This window comes from Flavobacterium sp., assembly GCF_027484945.1.
Classification (GTDB): Bacteria; Bacteroidota; Bacteroidia; order Flavobacteriales; family Flavobacteriaceae; genus Flavobacterium.
The window spans coordinates 63,577-81,758 of the sequence record NZ_JAIXRZ010000062.1 but is presented as its reverse complement, the minus strand read 5'-3'; the positions used below and the strand labels follow the sequence as shown (position 1 = coordinate 81,758).

The 18,182-nt window shown below is 37.9% G+C and carries 12 protein-coding genes and 1 tRNA gene; 6 read left to right on the top strand and 7 right to left on the bottom strand.

Annotated elements, in window-relative coordinates:
• Window positions 1–54: 54 nt before the first annotated feature.
• A tRNA-Ser gene (locus Q0039_RS08855) sits at window positions 55–138 on the bottom strand.
• 244 nt (window positions 139–382) lie between these two features.
• Between Q0039_RS08855 and Q0039_RS08850 the strand changes: the two genes are divergently transcribed.
• A complete protein-coding gene (locus Q0039_RS08850) occupies window positions 383–1,561 on the top strand; it encodes an acetyl-CoA C-acyltransferase (protein WP_297511787.1) in 1,179 nt (392 codons plus the stop codon).
• A 15-nt stretch (window positions 1,562–1,576) separates the two neighbouring features.
• Window positions 1,577–2,338 (top strand): C40 family peptidase, encoded by a 762-nt coding sequence (locus Q0039_RS08845; protein WP_297511789.1) that lies wholly within the window; start codon window positions 1,577–1,579, stop codon window positions 2,336–2,338.
• A 48-nt stretch (window positions 2,339–2,386) separates the two neighbouring features.
• On the opposite strand, the gene Q0039_RS08840 is transcribed toward Q0039_RS08845, so the two are convergent.
• Entirely contained in the window at window positions 2,387–3,718 is a 1,332-nt protein-coding gene (locus Q0039_RS08840) for a tetratricopeptide repeat protein (protein ID WP_297511785.1), read from the bottom strand.
• A gap of 62 nt (window positions 3,719–3,780) precedes the next feature.
• Window positions 3,781–6,336, bottom strand: coding sequence for a DNA gyrase subunit A (gene gyrA, locus Q0039_RS08835; RefSeq protein ID WP_297511783.1), 2,556 nt, complete (start codon window positions 6,334–6,336; stop codon window positions 3,781–3,783).
• A gap of 259 nt (window positions 6,337–6,595) precedes the next feature.
• Between gyrA and Q0039_RS08830 the strand changes: the two genes are divergently transcribed.
• Together Q0039_RS08830 and rimK are read left to right on the top strand one after the other, a co-directional pair.
• Complete coding sequence (locus tag Q0039_RS08830) at window positions 6,596–9,139, top strand: ATP-dependent Clp protease ATP-binding subunit (protein ID WP_297511781.1); 2,544 nt, start codon at window positions 6,596–6,598, stop codon at window positions 9,137–9,139.
• A 77-nt stretch (window positions 9,140–9,216) separates the two neighbouring features.
• Entirely contained in the window at window positions 9,217–10,581 is a 1,365-nt protein-coding gene (gene rimK, locus Q0039_RS08825; RefSeq protein WP_297511779.1) for a 30S ribosomal protein S6--L-glutamate ligase, read from the top strand.
• A gap of 69 nt (window positions 10,582–10,650) precedes the next feature.
• Here rimK and hutH read toward each other — a convergent pair whose 3' ends face one another.
• The gene (gene hutH / locus Q0039_RS08820) at window positions 10,651–12,150 is read right to left on the bottom strand and encodes a histidine ammonia-lyase (protein ID WP_297511777.1); all 1,500 of its coding nucleotides are present in this window, start codon (window positions 12,148–12,150) and stop codon (window positions 10,651–10,653) included.
• A gap of 180 nt (window positions 12,151–12,330) precedes the next feature.
• Here hutH and Q0039_RS08815 point away from each other — a divergent pair, with 180 nt between their 5' ends.
• Entirely contained in the window at window positions 12,331–13,932 is a 1,602-nt protein-coding gene (locus Q0039_RS08815; RefSeq protein WP_297511775.1) for a patatin-like phospholipase family protein, read from the top strand.
• A 36-nt stretch (window positions 13,933–13,968) separates the two neighbouring features.
• Here Q0039_RS08815 and Q0039_RS08810 read toward each other — a convergent pair whose 3' ends face one another.
• A complete protein-coding gene (locus tag Q0039_RS08810; protein WP_297511773.1) occupies window positions 13,969–14,607 on the bottom strand; it encodes a rhomboid family intramembrane serine protease in 639 nt (212 codons plus the stop codon).
• 98 nt (window positions 14,608–14,705) lie between these two features.
• Between Q0039_RS08810 and Q0039_RS08805 the strand changes: the two genes are divergently transcribed.
• Window positions 14,706–15,584, top strand: a complete 879-nt coding sequence (locus tag Q0039_RS08805) for a lipid A biosynthesis acyltransferase (protein WP_297511771.1) — start codon at window positions 14,706–14,708, stop codon at window positions 15,582–15,584.
• Between the two features lie 35 nt (window positions 15,585–15,619).
• Here Q0039_RS08805 and Q0039_RS08800 read toward each other — a convergent pair whose 3' ends face one another.
• Window positions 15,620–17,236 (bottom strand): ATP-binding cassette domain-containing protein, encoded by a 1,617-nt coding sequence (locus Q0039_RS08800; protein ID WP_297511769.1) that lies wholly within the window; start codon window positions 17,234–17,236, stop codon window positions 15,620–15,622.
• Between the two features lie 76 nt (window positions 17,237–17,312).
• A complete protein-coding gene (locus Q0039_RS08795; RefSeq protein WP_297511767.1) occupies window positions 17,313–18,080 on the bottom strand; it encodes a TlpA disulfide reductase family protein in 768 nt (255 codons plus the stop codon).
• Window positions 18,081–18,182 lie beyond the last annotated feature (102 nt).

Sequence of the window (18,182 nt, the reverse complement as noted above, 5' to 3'; positions counted from 1 at the left end):
CTCCTGCTCCCAAAGCAGGCGCGATAACCGGGCTACGCTACACCCCGAAAGAAGCGGAGAGACAGGGACTCGAACCCTGGCGACGGTTACCCGTCGACAGATTAGCAATCTGCTCCGTTACCACTCCGGCACCTCTCCTATTCTATTTGTAAAGAACTTTCGCTTAAAGCGGTTGCAAATGTAACGTAACAATCTAAAAAATACAACATTTTAAAGTGTTTTTTTACGAATTAATTTCAAGGAACAATTAAAGCAATTCGTTATCAACAAAATAGACACAAAATAGTGATGTGGCAACTTAAAAACAAGGCATTTTTCAACCGTATTTAGCAAAAAATAGTAGATTTGCAAATCAAACAAACCAATCTAATTTTTGTTAATCATGAATAAAAAAGTTGTTATCGTCTCGGCTGCTCGAACCCCAATTGGAAGTTTTATGGGCGCTTTATCATCGGTACCTGCACCCCGTTTGGGAGCTGCTGCGATTAAAGGTGCTTTAGAAAAAATCAATTTAGATCCAAAATTGGTCGATGAAGTTTTGATGGGTAATGTGGTTCAAGCAGGTGTAGGTCAAGCACCCGCGCGTCAAGCAGCTTTATATGCTGGATTATCAGAAGCGGTTGCTTGTACAACGGTTAACAAAGTATGTGCCTCTGGAATGAAAGCGATTATGCAAGGAGCGCAAGCAATTATGGCGGGTGATGCATCAATTGTTGTTGCCGGAGGTATGGAAAACATGAGTAGTATCCCTCACTATGTTCACCTTCGCAATGGCGTTAAATTTGGTCCTACGTCTCTTATGGATGGTATGCAAAAAGATGGTCTAACCGATGCATATGACAATAATGCCATGGGAGTTTGTGCCGATTTGTGTGCGACTGAATACAACATTAGCCGTGAAGACCAAGACAACTTTGCCATTCAATCGTATCAACGGTCGGCTCAAGCTTGGGATGCTGGGAAATTTGATGCTGAAGTTGTTCCTGTTGCTGTTCCTCAGCGTAAAGGCGATCCAATTATGGTTACCAAGGATGAAGAATATACCAATGTGCGTTTAGATAAAATCCCTACCTTAAATGCAGTTTTCACAAAAGAGGGTACCGTAACTGCCGCTAATGCATCAACCATTAATGATGGAGCGGCCGCGTTGGTTTTAATGAGTGAAGAAAAAGCTACAGAAATGGGATTAACGCCTTTGGCTGTTATCCGCTCTTATGCTGATGCAGCGCAAGAACCCAAATGGTTTACTACCGCTCCAGCGAAAGCGCTTCCGAAAGCACTAGCCAAAGCAAATTTATCAATAGAAGATGTCGATTATTTTGAATTTAACGAAGCTTTTTCAGTGGTTGGACTTGCGAATGCTAAACTATTAAATTTAGACAATGCGAAAGTAAATGTAAATGGTGGTGCCGTTTCGTTGGGCCATCCGCTAGGTTGCTCGGGTGCACGCATCGTAGTTACCTTGCTGAATGTATTACACCAAAACAATGCCCGTATAGGTGCAGCTGCTATTTGTAATGGTGGTGGTGGTGCTTCTGCCATAGTAATCGAACGATTATAATTCAATTTCTTGATGATGTTTGCGCTGTGTACACTTTCTGTAATTCCACTACGTGCTGAAGCTAGTGACCGTAGTGAAATTGTATCGCAAGTATTATTTGGCGAACATTTTGAAATAATCGAAAAAAACCAACAATGGTCAAAAGTTCGTTTGCACTTTGATCACTATGAAGGTTGGGTAGACAGCAAGCAGTACCAAGTGATTTCTAAAGAAAGTTATGATAAACTCTCGAATGATGCCCTAATACTCAATGCCGACTTGGTAGAATATGCCTTTACTCCAGACAATCAGTTAACTCCTCTGACATTAGGCGCGTCCCTTTCCTTTTTACATCATCCTGAAATCAATACGGCTAATTACCAATTTGAAGGATTAAAATTGAGCGGTATAAAGCCCAAAAGTGAATTAATCACAACGGCTTTTATGTATTTGAATGCCCCTTATTTATGGGGTGGAAAAACACCGTTTGGAATTGATTGTTCGGGCTTAACACAAATGGTATATAAATTAAACGGGTATCCATTATTGCGCGACGCTTCTCAACAAGCCACGCAAGGAGATGTCTTGAGTTTTATTGAAGAAAGTGAACCAGGCGATTTGGCTTTTTTTGATAATGAAGAAGGAAAAATTATTCATGTCGGAATTATGTTAGAAAACAATTATATCATTCATGCAAGTGGAAAAGTTCGTATCGACCGCTTGGATCATCTAGGAATATATAACGCAGATCAAAACCGGCACACCCACCGACTACGCGTAATTAAGAAGATTGTATAAAAAAAAGCGTCCAATTACGGACGCTTTTTTTATACCAGGGTAAATTTATTACTTATTCATTTTAGCTTTTAAAGCATCAATCTTTTCTTTTAGTTCTAAGAAACGGTAAACCGCCATTAAACTCGTTTGAATATCTTCGCTCTCTGGACGTAAATCATTGGCCTTTTCTAAAATTGGCATTACACGATTAAATAAACCTTTGCGCTCTACTTGCAATACTTCATAACGCTTTTGATCTTTGCTAGAAAGACCTAATTTATTCATTTCATCAACAATTTTTTGATCAGGTTTGAGTATTACATCAGCTAAATTGATATAGGCTTCTACATAATCGGGCTTAATATCAATCACTTTACGGTAATATTTTTCTGCTTCTTCGTATTGTTTATTTTCGGCACTTGTAACCCCTAAATTATAAATCAACAAATGATCATTTGGACTCTTATCTAAAGCTTCTTTAATCAATTTTTGATACATGGGAATATCATTTAATTTCAAATAAATTTCAGCTTCAGAGATAATTAAGGTTACATCATTTGGAAACTCTTTACGGGCATCGGCAATTGCTGTTTTGGCTTCTTCCGTTTTATTTTTCTCAATTAAAATTAGAGCAACGTTACGTACAATTTCACCGCGTCGCGATTTAATTTTTTCTTCTGTTGGATTAGAATATGCGCCCGACTCAACAAATTTGTCACGCATAACTTTGTCTTTAAACGTTTCAACAGCACCCGAAGCATTATTTTTTGCCAAATAAGTGGTTCCCTCTCCAGTGTATTTTAATTGTTTAAGTTCGCTATAATATTCTAAAGCACCATCATAATCCTTGGCTTCAACGGCATAATTGGCTGCATAATAAAGGTTATTTACATCTTTAGGTTCAAGTTTGTAGGCCGCATAAAGTATTTTAGAAGCTTCGGTATATTTTTTGGTATTGGCTAGAGCAATTGCAACATTAACAATTTCTGTCTTGTAATTGGTAATCGTTTCTAAAATATCTTCGGTATATACTTTTTTACCGGTCTTTTTTTCATACTCAAGCGTTGCATTTAATCCATTGGCAAGTTCAATTAAATTGTTATAATTAAAAGCTTTAGCCATTTTAGCCTGAACAACTGCTGGAGGTGTTGTTGGATCCATTGAAGAAAGTTCTACAATAGGCAACATGCTTTTGTAAAAAGCGGTATAGATTTTGTCATTTTCCTCAACAGCTAATCCGCCTTCAAGCTTGGAAACTAGACTTTTATACTCGGTAATCTCATCGTTTTTTAATTGATCTTTACCATACATTTTTTTTAGCGCTTTCAACTCATCTTTTTGAGCGATAGCTAACGTAGAAACGAATATTGTTCCTGCAAAAATTAATTTACTAATGTTCATAATTACTCTATTTAAATGTAAAAAAGCCATGAAATTGAATTCATGGCTTATAACTATCGAATTTATTCTTCGCTTTCAGAAGAAGTCGCATCAGTTGTGCTATCAGTATCCAGGTGAGTTGTCTCATCTAAACCATCAATTCCTTCTTCTTCATCTTCGCGCATTACTTTTGTAACAGCAGCAATCGAATCGGTATTTTTAATATTGATTAAACGAACACCTTGGGTTGCGCGACCCATAATTCGCAAATCAGATACCATCATCCGAATGGTCAAACCAGATTTATTAATAATCATCAAATCATCTTCGTCGGTAACATCACATATCGAAATCAACTGCCCGGTCTTTTCCGTAATATTTAGTGTTTTCACACCTTTACCACCACGGTTGGTAATACGGTACACATCTTCTCCGTCGTCATCAACAAGCTTAGTTCGTTTGCCATACCCATTTTCGGTAACGACTAAAATCTGTTTTTCATTGACTTCTTTTTCATCAATTGCAACCATTCCGATAACTTCATCATTCTCATCTGCTAACGTAATTCCGCGAACACCAGAAGCCGTTCGTCCCATTGGGCGGGTTTTACTTTCTTCAAATCGAACCAATTTGCCCGATTTTACTGCTACGAGAACCTGACTGTTACCCGTAGTTAATTTTGCTTCTAACAATTCATCATCTTCACGAATGGTAATCGCATTGATACCATTTTGACGGGGACGCGAATACTGTTCAAGAGGCGTTTTCTTAACCTGACCTTGTTTAGTTGCCATAATCACAAAATGATTGTTGATGTAAGCTTCGTCTTTTAAGTCTTTGGTGCAGATAAACGCTTTTACTTTATCATCGCTCTCAATATTAATTAAATTTTGAATAGCACGTCCTTTACTTGCTTTTGATCCTTCTGGAATTTCATATACACGCATCCAGAAGCATTTTCCTTTTTGCGTGAAGAACAACAAATACTGGTGATTGGTTGCCACAAACAAATGTTCCAAGAAATCTTGATCTCTTGTAGCCGCTGATTTCTGGCCCACTCCTCCTCTATTCTGAGTTTTATATTCTGATAACGAAGTACGTTTAATATAACCAGCGTGCGAAATAGTGATAACCACATTTTCATCGGCAATTAAATCTTCAATACTTACATCACCACCCGCATATACAATTTCTGAACGACGAGCATCACCGTATTTATCACGAACTTCAATCAACTCCTCTTTAATTAACTCCATTCGCAATTCTTTACTTGCCAACAAGTCTTTCAAACGTTGAATCAACTTCATGATCTCATCATACTCAGCACGCAATTTATCTTGCTCTAAACCGGTCAACTGACGTAAGCGCATCTCTACAATAGCACGCGATTGAATTTCAGACAAGCTGAAACGCTCCATCAACTTAGAACGCGCTTCATCACCATCTTTTGAGCCTCGAATGATGGCAATTACTTCATCAATATTATCCGAAGCAATAATTAAACCTTCTAAAATATGGGCGCGCTCTTCGGCTTTTCGCAATTCAAACTGAGTTCTTCGAACGACCACATCGTGGCGGTGCTCAACAAAATGATGAATCAAATCTTTCAAATTCAACATTTCGGGTCGACCGTTAACCAATGCAATGTTATTTACACTAAAGGACGATTGCAATTGGGTATATTTAAATAAGGTATTTAAAACCACATTCGGAACGGCATCGCGTTTTAACTCATAAACGATTCGCATACCGCTTCGATCCGATTCATCGCGAATATTGGAAATTCCTTCAATTTTCTTATCATTAATCAAATCGGCTGTCTTTTTAATCATTTCAGCCTTATTGACCTGATAAGGAATTTCAGTAACTACGATCCCTTCCCTACCGTTCACTTCTTCAAAATTGACTTTACCTCGCATCACAATGCGACCACGTCCAGTTTTAAAAGCCTCGCGAACACCTTCATAACCATAAATTACACCTCCGGTTGGAAAATCAGGGGCTTTAATATACTGCAATAATTCATCGATTTCGATAGCATTATTATCAATGTAAGCCAAGGTACCATCTACCACTTCGGTTAAATTATGAGGTGGCATATTGGTTGCCATACCTACAGCAATTCCAGAAGCACCATTAATCAACAAATTAGGGATACGTGTAGGCATTACTTTAGGCTCATACAACGTATCGTCAAAATTCAACTGAAAATCAACCGTCTCTTTGTCAATATCTGCCATAATGTCTTCCGACATCTTCTTCATACGGGCTTCGGTGTAACGCATTGCAGCAGGACTATCCCCATCAATCGAACCGAAATTTCCTTGACCGTCGACTAATAGATAACGTAAACTCCATTCCTGTGCCATACGTACCATGGCGTCATAAACGGAACTATCGCCGTGTGGGTGATACTTACCGAGAACTTCCCCTACAATTCTTGCTGATTTTTTGTGTGCTCTGTTTGAAAAAACGCCCAAGTCATACATTCCGTACAACACACGTCGGTGCACGGGTTTTAAACCGTCACGAACATCCGGAAGTGCGCGGGAAACGATTACCGACATCGAATAATCGATATAGGCACTCTTCATTTCATCTTCAATGTTGATAGGAATTAACTTTTCTCCGTCAGACATATACTACTAATTTATAAATTTTGTTTAAAATATTGAAACACGCAAGATACGGTTTTTTAGCTTTTTTAAAAGCAAAGGAAGCTTCTAATTTTGACTTTTTATTAACAAAATCAACCCTTAAATCGGTTAATAAATCAGCTCCATTTCATTTTTAATATTGCACTTTTTTTTGTCATTTTACTGACAGGCACTGCCACGGAATGATTTTTGTAAATCCAACTAAAATCATTAGTTTTACCCAACCCATAATCGAATACCAATGGATGACAATTTTTCACCTCGCGTTAAAGATGTAATTACCTACAGTAAAGAAGAGGCCTTACGCTTAGGGCATGACTTTATTGGTACCGAACACTTGATGCTAGGAATTTTACGCGATGGAAATGGAAAAGCCATCACCATTCTCAACAATCTTGATGTAGATCTTGATCATTTACGACGAAAGGTAGAAGCATTGAGCCCGCCAATTACCACAACGGATCAAAGCATAGAAAAAAAGAACCTCCACCTTACCCGTCAAGCGGAGCGCGCTTTAAAAACAACGTTTTTGGAAGCAAAAGTTTTCCAGAGTACAGCGATCAGCACTGCACATTTATTATTGTGTATTTTACGAAATGAAAATGACCCCACAACCAAACTGTTGAATAAGTTGAAAATCGACTATGAAGCAGCTAAAGAACAATACTTGCAAATGACACCTAAAGACGAAGATTTCATGGAAAATCTACCCAAAAACGAATCGTTCAACGACGATTCAGGTCACGATGACAATTTAAAAGGTGACACCTTTAATAACCCAACCAACAAATCCAATAAAAAGTCAAAAACTCCTGTTTTGGATAATTTTGGACGTGATTTAACCGAATTAGCCGAAGAAGGTAAATTAGACCCTGTTGTTGGTCGTGAAAAGGAAATAGAACGGGTTTCTCAAATTTTAAGCCGTCGGAAAAAGAACAACCCTTTATTAATTGGTGAACCCGGTGTGGGTAAATCGGCCATTGCAGAAGGACTAGCACTTCGCATTATTCAAAAGAAAGTTTCACGAATACTTTTTAACAAGCGTGTAGTTACTTTGGATTTAGCCTCCTTAGTTGCCGGCACAAAATACCGCGGACAATTTGAAGAGCGCATGAAAGCTGTCATGAATGAGTTGGAAAAAAATGACGACATTATACTTTTCATTGACGAAATTCATACCATCGTTGGTGCGGGTGGCGCTACCGGCTCGTTGGATGCATCCAATATGTTCAAACCAGCATTGGCGCGTGGTGAAATTCAATGTATAGGAGCTACAACCTTAGATGAATACCGTCAATATATCGAAAAAGATGGTGCTTTAGAGCGTCGTTTTCAAAAAGTGATTGTCGAACCTACTTCTGTATCGGAGACGATTATTATCTTGAATAACATCAAAAATAAATACGAAGATCATCATAATGTAATTTACACACCTGAAGCCATTGAAGCATGTGTAAAATTAACCGACCGTTATATGTCGGAACGTTTTTTACCCGATAAAGCTATTGACGCTTTGGACGAAGCAGGTTCACGGGTACATATCACTAATATTGATGTACCCAAACAAATCTTGGATTTAGAACGGCAATTGGAAGATGTGCGCGAATTGAAAAATTCAGTAGTTAAACGCCAGAAGTACGAGGAGGCCGCTAAATTGCGTGATGATGAGAAAAAATTGGAAAAAGAGCTAGCAATCGCACAAGAACAGTGGGAAGAAGATTCTAAAAATAATCGCATTCAAGTTACCGAAGACAATGTTGCCGATGTAGTTTCAATGATGACCGGTATCCCTGTTAATCGTATTGCGCAAACTGAAAGTAATAAATTAGCTCATTTACCCGAACTACTTCAAGGTAAGGTGATTGGACAAAATGATGCAGTGCTTAAAATCGCGCGTTCTATTCAACGTAACCGCGCGGGACTGAAAGACCCTAACCGTCCAATTGGATCCTTTATTTTCTTGGGATCAACCGGTGTGGGCAAAACCCAATTGGCAAAGGTATTGGCTAAAGAACTTTTTGATTCAGAAGATGCGCTAGTGCGGATTGACATGAGTGAGTACATGGAAAAATTTGCGATTTCTCGTTTAATCGGGGCTCCTCCCGGTTATGTTGGTTATGAAGAAGGTGGGCAATTAACCGAAAAAGTTCGTCGCAAACCCTATTGCGTAGTGCTTTTGGATGAAATTGAAAAAGCTCATCCTGATGTATTCAATATGATGTTGCAGGTGCTCGATGATGGTTATTTAACGGATAGTTTAGGACGAAAAATTGATTTTAAAAATACCATTATCATCATGACTTCAAATGTTGGAGCGCGTCAATTGAAAGACTTTGGGCAAGGCGTTGGTTTTGGCACCGCTGCTAAAGTTGCACAAGCGGATGACCATTCAAAAAGTATTATTGAAAATGCCCTGAAAAAAGCTTTTGCTCCTGAATTCTTAAACCGTATTGATGATGTGATTGTCTTCAACGCATTAGAAAAAGAAGATATCGATAAAATCATTGAAATTGAATTGGCAAAATTGTATTTACGTATTGCGGATTTAGGGTATAATTTAAAATTGTCAGACAAAGCCAAGGCATTCATTGCGGATAAAGGATTTGACAAACAATTTGGAGCACGCCCCCTTAAACGTGCTATTCAAAAGTATGTTGAAGATACTCTTGCTGAAGAAATTATCACTTCAAAAATCAATTCAGGTGATGAAATCTATATGGATATTGAAGAGGGTGCCGACGAGTTAACCGTAACTGTTAAAAAAACGGAAGAGCCCACAAATTAATAATTTGATAACTTTATTTATAAACCACGTTTGACCGAAATGTATTTATTTCGTTTATTCGTGGTTTCTTTTTTACTATGCACAAAATAATCTTAGGTTCCGAAGAATGGTGTGGCTTTCCCGGTTTAGGTTTACCCTCTATTAAAGCCCGTGTTGACTCGGGTGCAAAAACTTCTGCCCTTCACGCAATAAACATCATGCCGTTTCAAAAGGAAGGCGAAACATGGGTAAAGTTTGATATTAATCCTATCCAAAAAAATCAAAAAACGATAATCCATTGTGAAGCAAAACTTGTCGACAAGCGCATTGTAAAAAGTTCAAGTGGTTACCGGGAACAGCGTTTTGTTATTCAAACGGAATTGAAAATTGGGGAGGACTCTTGGATTGCCGAAGTGACGTTAACCAACCGCGACTCAATGGGATTTCGAATGTTGTTGGGACGGGAGGCGATGAGTGGTCGAGTTTTAGTTGATCCAGAACAAAAATATCTATTGGGGGAACCCACTACTGAATATTTAAAAGAAATTTATCAAAAATCCGTAGCTCCAAAAACAGGTTTGCGAATTGGACTTTTAGCGAGTAATCCTGAATTGTACAGCAACCAGCGAATTATGGAGGCAGGTGAAGCTCGTGGCCATGAAATGCATTTTTTGAATATTAAAGAATGCTACATGAAATTGGATGCCGACAAACCTGAAATTCATTACCGTGGTGGAAAAATACTCGACAATTTTGATGCCATTATTCCCCGCATTCGTCCAAGTATGACCTTTTATGGTTGTGCTTTAACGCGTCAGTTTGAAGCGATGAAAGTCCATTGTTTAAACTCCGCCAAATCCATCACCCAATCGCGGGATAAATTGTATTCGCTGCAATTATTGTTGCATCATGGTGTTGATATTCCCACTACGGGATTTGCCAACTCACCTTTGGATACCGACGACTTAATAAAAATGGTCGGCGGAACTCCACTAATTGTTAAATTGTTAGAAGGCACTCAAGGAAAAGGAGTTGTATTGGCCGAAACAAAAAAAGCAGCTGAATCGGTAATTAATGCTTTCAAAAGTTTAAATGCCAACATTTTAGTTCAAGAATTTATAAAAGAAGCCGATGGTAAAGACCTCCGTTTATTTGTGGTTGATGGCAAAGTAGTAGCTGCGATGCAACGGGAAGCTGCACCGGGTGAATTTAGAGCAAATATCCACATGGGTGGTTCTGCCTCTGTAGTTAAAGTTACAGCAGAAGAAAAGCGAATTGCGATTAAAGCCGCCAAAGCGATGGACTTGAAAGTAGCGGGAGTCGATATTATTCGCTCCTCAAAAGGTCCGTTATTATTGGAAGTAAATTCTTCACCTGGATTAGAGGGAATTGAAGGTGCAACCCATAAAGATATCGCAGGAGAAATGATTAAATCCATTGAAAAAAGCATTAAATGGAAATAATGAAACCCTAATGGGATTTACTTAAATAACACAAAACCTATTGGAGAATCGTTCACAATAGTATTTCAATTAATCGATTTCAATTATAAAACTTCGTAAAAAAGCAACTGATTTTTCGATATCGTAATGCAAAATACGATCGGTCTCGACTAATGGTACTTCTTCACGGTAGGATTTTAAAAACTGTTCCAAAAACTCGCTAGTTCGCAGCGGTCTTCTATACGCAATAGCTTGAGAAGCATTCATCAATTCAATCCCTAAAATACGTTCCAAATTATCAACAATACGAAGTGCTTTCGTTGCTGCATTTGAACCCATACTTACGTGATCTTCTTGGCCATTACTTGAAACAATACTATCAACCGATGCTGGTGTTGCCAATTGTTTATTCTGACTAACAATACTTGCAGCGGTATATTGCGGAATCATAAATCCCGAATTCAAACCAGGATCATTAACCAAAAAGGAGGGTAATCCACGTAATCCAGCTATTAATTGGTAGGTTCGTCGTTCAGAAATATTTCCAATTTCAGCCATCGCAATACCCATAAAATCAAGCGCTAGGGCTAAGGGTTGCCCATGAAAATTTCCGCCGGAGATAATTTTATCACTTTCGCGGAAAATATTGGGGTTATCGGTTACCGAATTGATTTCGGTTTTCATAACTTTTTTCACATAATCCAAAGCGTCTTTACTCGCGCCATGCACTTGAGGTATACAACGGAATGAATAGGGATCTTGAACCTGTTGTTTTGGTTGACAAATTATTTCACTACCTTCCAACAAATCGCGCATTCGTTGCGCCGTGGTTAGCTGCCCTTTGTGGGGACGGATGTAATGAATCAAATCATCAAAGGGTTCGATACGCCCATCAAAAGCTTCTAAAGAAAGGGCTGCAATCACATCGGCCAAATAGGAGCATTTCATTGCCTTTAGCAATACATAACAACCATAAGCACTCATAAATTGCGTTCCATTTAACAAAGCTAATCCTTCTTTTGATTGCAGCACAATTGGGTCCCAACCTTTATCTTGTAGCACTTTTGCAGCGGGTTGGCGGCAACCTTCCGTAAAAACCTCACCTTCTCCTAGGAGTGGCAAACACAAATGGGCTAAAGGGGCTAAATCTCCGCTAGCGCCCAACGAACCTTGTTCATAAACGATTGGAAGAATGTCATGATTATAAAAATCGACTAATCGTTCAACTGTAGCCAACTGTACTCCCGAATGACCATAGCTCAACGACTGGATTTTCAATACCAGCATTAATTTTACAATGTCATGGGGTACCTCTGGGCCGGTACCGCAGGCATGGGACTTCATTAGGTTAACCTGCAATTGTGAAAGGTTCTCATTAGAAATTTTTACATTACATAATGAACCAAATCCCGTATTAATCCCATATATCGGTTCGGTTTGAGCCGCCATTTTAGCATCTAAATAATTACGACAATTGATAATGTTAACTTTAGCATCTTCTGATAACGCTAAGGTTTTACCTTGATAAAGAATTGCATGAAGCTGCTCTAAGGTCAATACTTCCGAACTAATATAATGTACCGTATCCATACTGCTTGATTTGAGTTCAAAATTCAACAAACCCAAAGGAATATGCAACTAATTAGGACACATTTTTAAAAAAGAGCATTAATTACAAGCTATATTGATAAATGATTTCGAATAAACCGCAATTGTATTCATTAGCAAAAAATTTTACTTTTATAGTAACTCTTTAACATCGATAGGTTTATGAAAAAAACTTCTCTTGAATTTCACCTTGGGCTTTGCTTAGCAGGAGCAGTTTCAGCCGGAGCTTACACAGCTGGTGTGCTGGATTATTTATTGGAAGCTTTAGAAAACTGGGAACAACAAAAAGCTTCAGGAAAAACCGATATTCCGCAACATCAAGTTAAAATAAAAGTAATAGGCGGAGCATCCGCTGGTGGAATGACCGGAATAATGACTCTTGCGCATCTTTTGAAAACGCTGCAACCGGTTCAATCCCTTTCGAATTCACTGGAAACTCATCCAGAAAATACCCTATACCATAGTTGGGTCGATATGACGCAACCCGATATGTTGGACCAATTACTTGATACCTCTGATATAAAGGATAATCCACCGAAATCATTACTCAATGCAACTTTTATACAACAATTAGCACAACGCGCTTTGCCTCTTTCGAATGCGGTTTTGAACAAACCTTATGTTCATGAATCCTTGCAATGCTTTGTTAGTCTTACACACTTAAACGGCCGTAGCTATTCTACTTCATTCAAATCAGATATGCCCAGTTCTAATCGATACATCACAACCCGTCATGATGCTTTTATGGGATTTGCATTAAATCCAAAACACGCTACAAACGGATGGATTGCTATCGATTGGAATAATCCATCATGCGTAAAGGCCATGCAAGATGCAGCTATTGCCACAGGAGCATTTCCCGTTGGACTAAAAGCGCACACTTTTGCTGCTCAATTACTGACTCCCAAAGAAAAGATATTTAATACCCATGCGAAACAAACTTTTGTAGACGGAGGTGTAATTTATAATGAACCATTTGAAAAAGTAATGGAATTACTCCACGAGACAACAGATCATCAAATGATTATATCGAAAACGAATAGCGATTCGAATCATTTCGACCGAACAATGATCATGATTGATCCCTTTCCAAGTGAGATGAGCGATTATAAAAATGATACTACAATAGGAGCCGTTGCAATTGATACGTTTTCGGCCATGTTAAATCAATGCCGAAGTAAACCCGAAGATTTAGCCGACGCCTTGGATTCAGAAAATTATAGTAAGTTTTTAATCAGCCCTATTCGCTATGAGGATACACATGTTATTGAAGGAAATCATGCACTTGCGTGTGGCGCTTTAGGAGGATTTGGAGGTTTCTTACATCGTGATTTCCGGGTACATGATTTCTTCTTAGGAAGAGCCAATTGTGAACGTTTTCTTCGGCATCATTTTGCTGTGCCTGCAGCAACAAGCAATCCGATTTTTGTAAAAGGATATGAAAATTGTGCCACAAATGTATACCTTACTAAAAACGGTTTATTACCTATTATACCTTTATTCACTATTGAAAACGAAAAACCCTACTCCCCTACGTTATCGCATGGTCAAAAATTTCCTAAAATAATGGCAGCCGAATTAAACAGGAATAAGCGAAAAATTAAATTCCGAGTACAAGCAGTACTACTTTCACTATCCAAGTACAGTTGGACCGAAAAGACACTTCTTTGGATAGGTGCCAAAATCGTAATCAATGAAAAAATTACGACTATCCTTTTAGATAAAATTAGAAAAGAATTACGTGAGCGAAATATGTTGCGATAACAATTTGAATTAACTCTTTTAAAGAAAACCACACATTTATAACTTTCCTTGGCGCATGAAAACAACTAATAATACAATAGGAATTAATAATCCAATAATCAATAGGGGATTGATTTGAATCAATTGGGGAAACTTCAATAAAGTAAAAAGCATTCCGCCAAGAGCTCCTCCAAAATGGGCATCATGACCAACAGAGTCGTTTCGGGTTCGCATACCATATAACGTATACAATAAATATAAAATACCGAATAAAAAAGACGGTATCCCAATGGGGATAAAAAACAGATATACTTTGCCATGGGGATTTAATAATATTGCCGAATAAATAATTCCTGTAACAGCACCCGATGCACCCACAGCTGTATAACTTGAATTATCCTTATGCATCCATAGACTCAACATATTCCCAAAAAGTAAACTGGCCCCATAGATAAGCAAAAAGGTAAACACACCAAATTCACCTAAAACAACCGGTGCAAAACTATACAGTGCAATCATATTAAATGCTAAATGGGCATAATCAGCATGTAAAAAAGCCGAAGAAAACATTCGGATTTGATCGCCAGAGCGAATTGCTCCTACATGAAATAAAAACCGATGAAAGAACAAATGGTCTTCAAACCCTTTTATACTGATCAAAATATTCAAACCTATCAATAGATAAATAACCGTCATTGTTTCATTATTTTTTTTGTAAAAGTACAAAACATAAGATTTCGTAATTGCTTAGTATAACTAAAGCTTTACTTTTATATTTGCATAAATTATTTCGAATGCAATTACTGGCATATCTTTTATTGTATCCCTTGATTTGGTGCATCGCTCGACTGCCATTTCCTATGCTATATTTGCTTTCTGATGCTACGTATCTTTTGGTTTACCGACTCATAGGGTACCGAAAAAAGACGGTACGTAAAAATCTTGAATTGGCCTTTCCACAAAAATCAACCGCTGAAATCATTGCGATTGAAAAAAAATCCTATCGCCATTTATGTGATATGTTTATGGAAATGATCAAAACAATGGCAATTTCACGAAAAGAAATCGATGCACGCTTTTCCTACACCAATCTAGAGGTCTATACCGAATTAGAAAAGAAAGGAAAAAGCATTGCTGTTCTTATCCCCCATTATGCGAGTTATGAATGGGTGATTTCAATGAATCACATCATACAATTTAAGGGATATGCGATATACAAGCGCATTAACAATCCGTATTTTGACAAAATGGTCCGTGATATTCGTTCCCGTTTTAAAGCCTACTTAATTACGACGAAAGAAACCAAAAAAATTATCGAATCCAATGCTAAAGAAGGTATTTTAGGTGTTTATGGATTTGCTAGTGACCAAACGCCGCGTTGGGGTGAAAATCTGTATTGGCATCATTTCATGGGCATTGAAACTCCTATACATATTGGGGCAGAATCATTGGCTAAAAGGTATGATATGAACATGATTTATTTACGGGTTGAAAAAGTAAAACGCGGTTACTATGTGGGTACTTTTGAAGTATTAACCGATGATGTAAAGACGGTTCCCGATTATAAAATATCTGAATATTTTATGTCCAAAGTTGAAGAACAAATCAATGCGCAACCCGAATATTATATGTGGACGCACAAACGTTGGAAACACAAAAAAGAATCCATATAAAAAATCCCAAAAATTATTTTGGGATGAGTTATGCGTTAAACGTACATTTTTTGTCGAATTTCTTTTACTTTCGGATCATCCAAATAATCATCAAAGGTCATATAACGATCGATAGCACCATTAGGGGTTAACTCTAAAACACGCGTCGCTACGGTCTGAGCAAACTCATGGTCATGGGTTGTAAACAATACAGATCCTTTAAAGTTTTTGAGTGAATTATTGAAGGCTGTAATCGATTCCAAGTCTAAGTGGTTTGTAGGTTCGTCCAACATCAAAACATTGGCGCGCAACATCATCATTCGCGATAACATACAGCGCACTTTTTCACCTCCGGATAAAACATTACACTTTTTCAAGGCTTCTTCACCCGAAAAAATCATTTTACCCAAAAAACCACGTACGTATACTTCATCGCGCTCTTCTTCTGTTTTGGCCCATTGGCGTAACCAATCTACTAAATTACTATCCGATTGAAAAAACTCATGGTTATCATTGGGCAAATACGATTGAATCGTAGTTACGCCCCATTCATACGTTCCTGCATCGGCCGTTAAATGACCATTTAAAATCTCATAAAAAGCAGTCGTAGCCCGAGAATCTTTGGAAAATACAACAATCTTATCTCCTTTGGCCATATTGAGATCAACATTTTTAAACAACACCTCCCCGTCAACCGAAGCGGCCAAGTTTTGAATATTTAAAATTTGATCTCCCGCTTCCCGATCTTGATCAAATATAATAGCCGGATAGCGACGACTCGAAGGTTTGATTTCATCTAAATTCAATTTCTCCAACATTTTTTTACGCGAAGTCGCTTGTTTTGACTTAGCGACATTGGCACTAAAACGACGAATAAACTCTTCTAATTCAGCTTTCTTCTCTTCGGCTTTTTTGTTTTGTTGTGCACGTTGTTTAGCTGCTAACTGGCTCGACTCGTACCAAAACGTATAGTTACCCGAATAATGGGTAATTTTACCATAATCAATATCTGAAATATGGGTACAAACGGCATCTAAAAAGTGACGGTCGTGCGAAACGACAATTACCGTATTTTCATAATTTGCTAAAAAATTCTCCAACCAGCCAATGGTTTCAAAGTCCAAATCATTGGTCGGCTCGTCCATAATTAACACATCCGGGTTACCAAATAAAGCTTGCGCTAAAAGAACGCGAACTTTTAATTTACCTTCCATTTCGGCCATTAATGTATAGTGAAAATCAGCACCAATACCCAAATTAGACAATAATGCTGCTGCATCACTATCGGCATTCCAACCGTTCATCTCATCAAACTGAATTTGCAATTCGCCAATTCGATCCGCATTTTCATCCGAATAATCGGCATATAAAGCATCCATTTCCGATTTAATCGCATGTAATACTTTGTTTCCCATCAACACCGTTTCCAACACTGTGTGTTCGTCAAACATATTGTGGTTCTGATTTAAAACCGACATACGTTTGCCCGGCTCTAAAATTACGCGACCCGAAGTTGGGTCCATATCGCCTGCTAATATTTTTAGAAATGTTGATTTTCCGGCCCCATTGGCACCAATGATTCCATAGCAGTTTCCTTGCGTAAATGAAGTCTGTACTTCATCAAATAAAATACGTTTACCAAACTGTACGGATAAATTGGATACGGTTAACATGTTATAAGGGGTTTTTAAATTCGGTGCAAAAATAAGCAAATAACCCGACTTAATCCATCTTTTTAATACTTGTTTTTTAGGAACGCAAATAGGTGCTTAATACCCATTCTAAGGCATCTACGGAGGAGACGACTTTGATAATTTTTCCTTCGGTATCCAATAAAAAATGTGTAGGAAATGTATTTAAACCTAAAGTACGATTCATAAAGTCTTTCATCTTGGGAATCACGAGATAATCCAATTTCTTTTTCGCCAAAAAAACCTTCAAATCTTCAGGACTTTCCTCAGCCATACTTAAAAAAACTACATCATCTCGCAATGCCTTGTATTTAGTAGCCAAAGCATTGACTTCGGGAAATTCTTTGACACAGACTGGGCAATGGATGTACCAACATTTAATAACCACATATTTTCCTTGTAGGGTAGTATTCGAAATACGATTCCCGTCAAGATCAAATGCATCAAATGCTGAAAAATAGAGGCCTTCTTTTTTAAGGTTCTGAATCTCATTAAATCCTTGTTCGCTCAAAATAGCGCTCACTCCCGGATTGGCATTGTGATCCAAACGAAAAAGTCGGTATTGATTCATTTGTAACGGATTAGCAACACAAACAAAAAGTCCCGATTCTAATTTTTGCATAAATTCCATACGACTAATCGCTTGTCCGTTTTCATCCAACGGTTCGAAATTGGAATATAGTGCTATTTGCTTATCGTTATAGTGCTGCCATTGGATAAAGTTTTTGCATAAATCACTTACATCCAATCCATTATAAAATACATTTTGCTGCGCCACTACACCTATTGCAAACATAAAACAGCCAAATACAAATCTAATATTCATTTCTTAAGTAAATTCTAGTTTCAAATGTAAACAAATCGTGTTTATTTCAACCACATAATCTCAATCTCTAAGTTTAACTAATGGTTAACACTAGTTAATGCG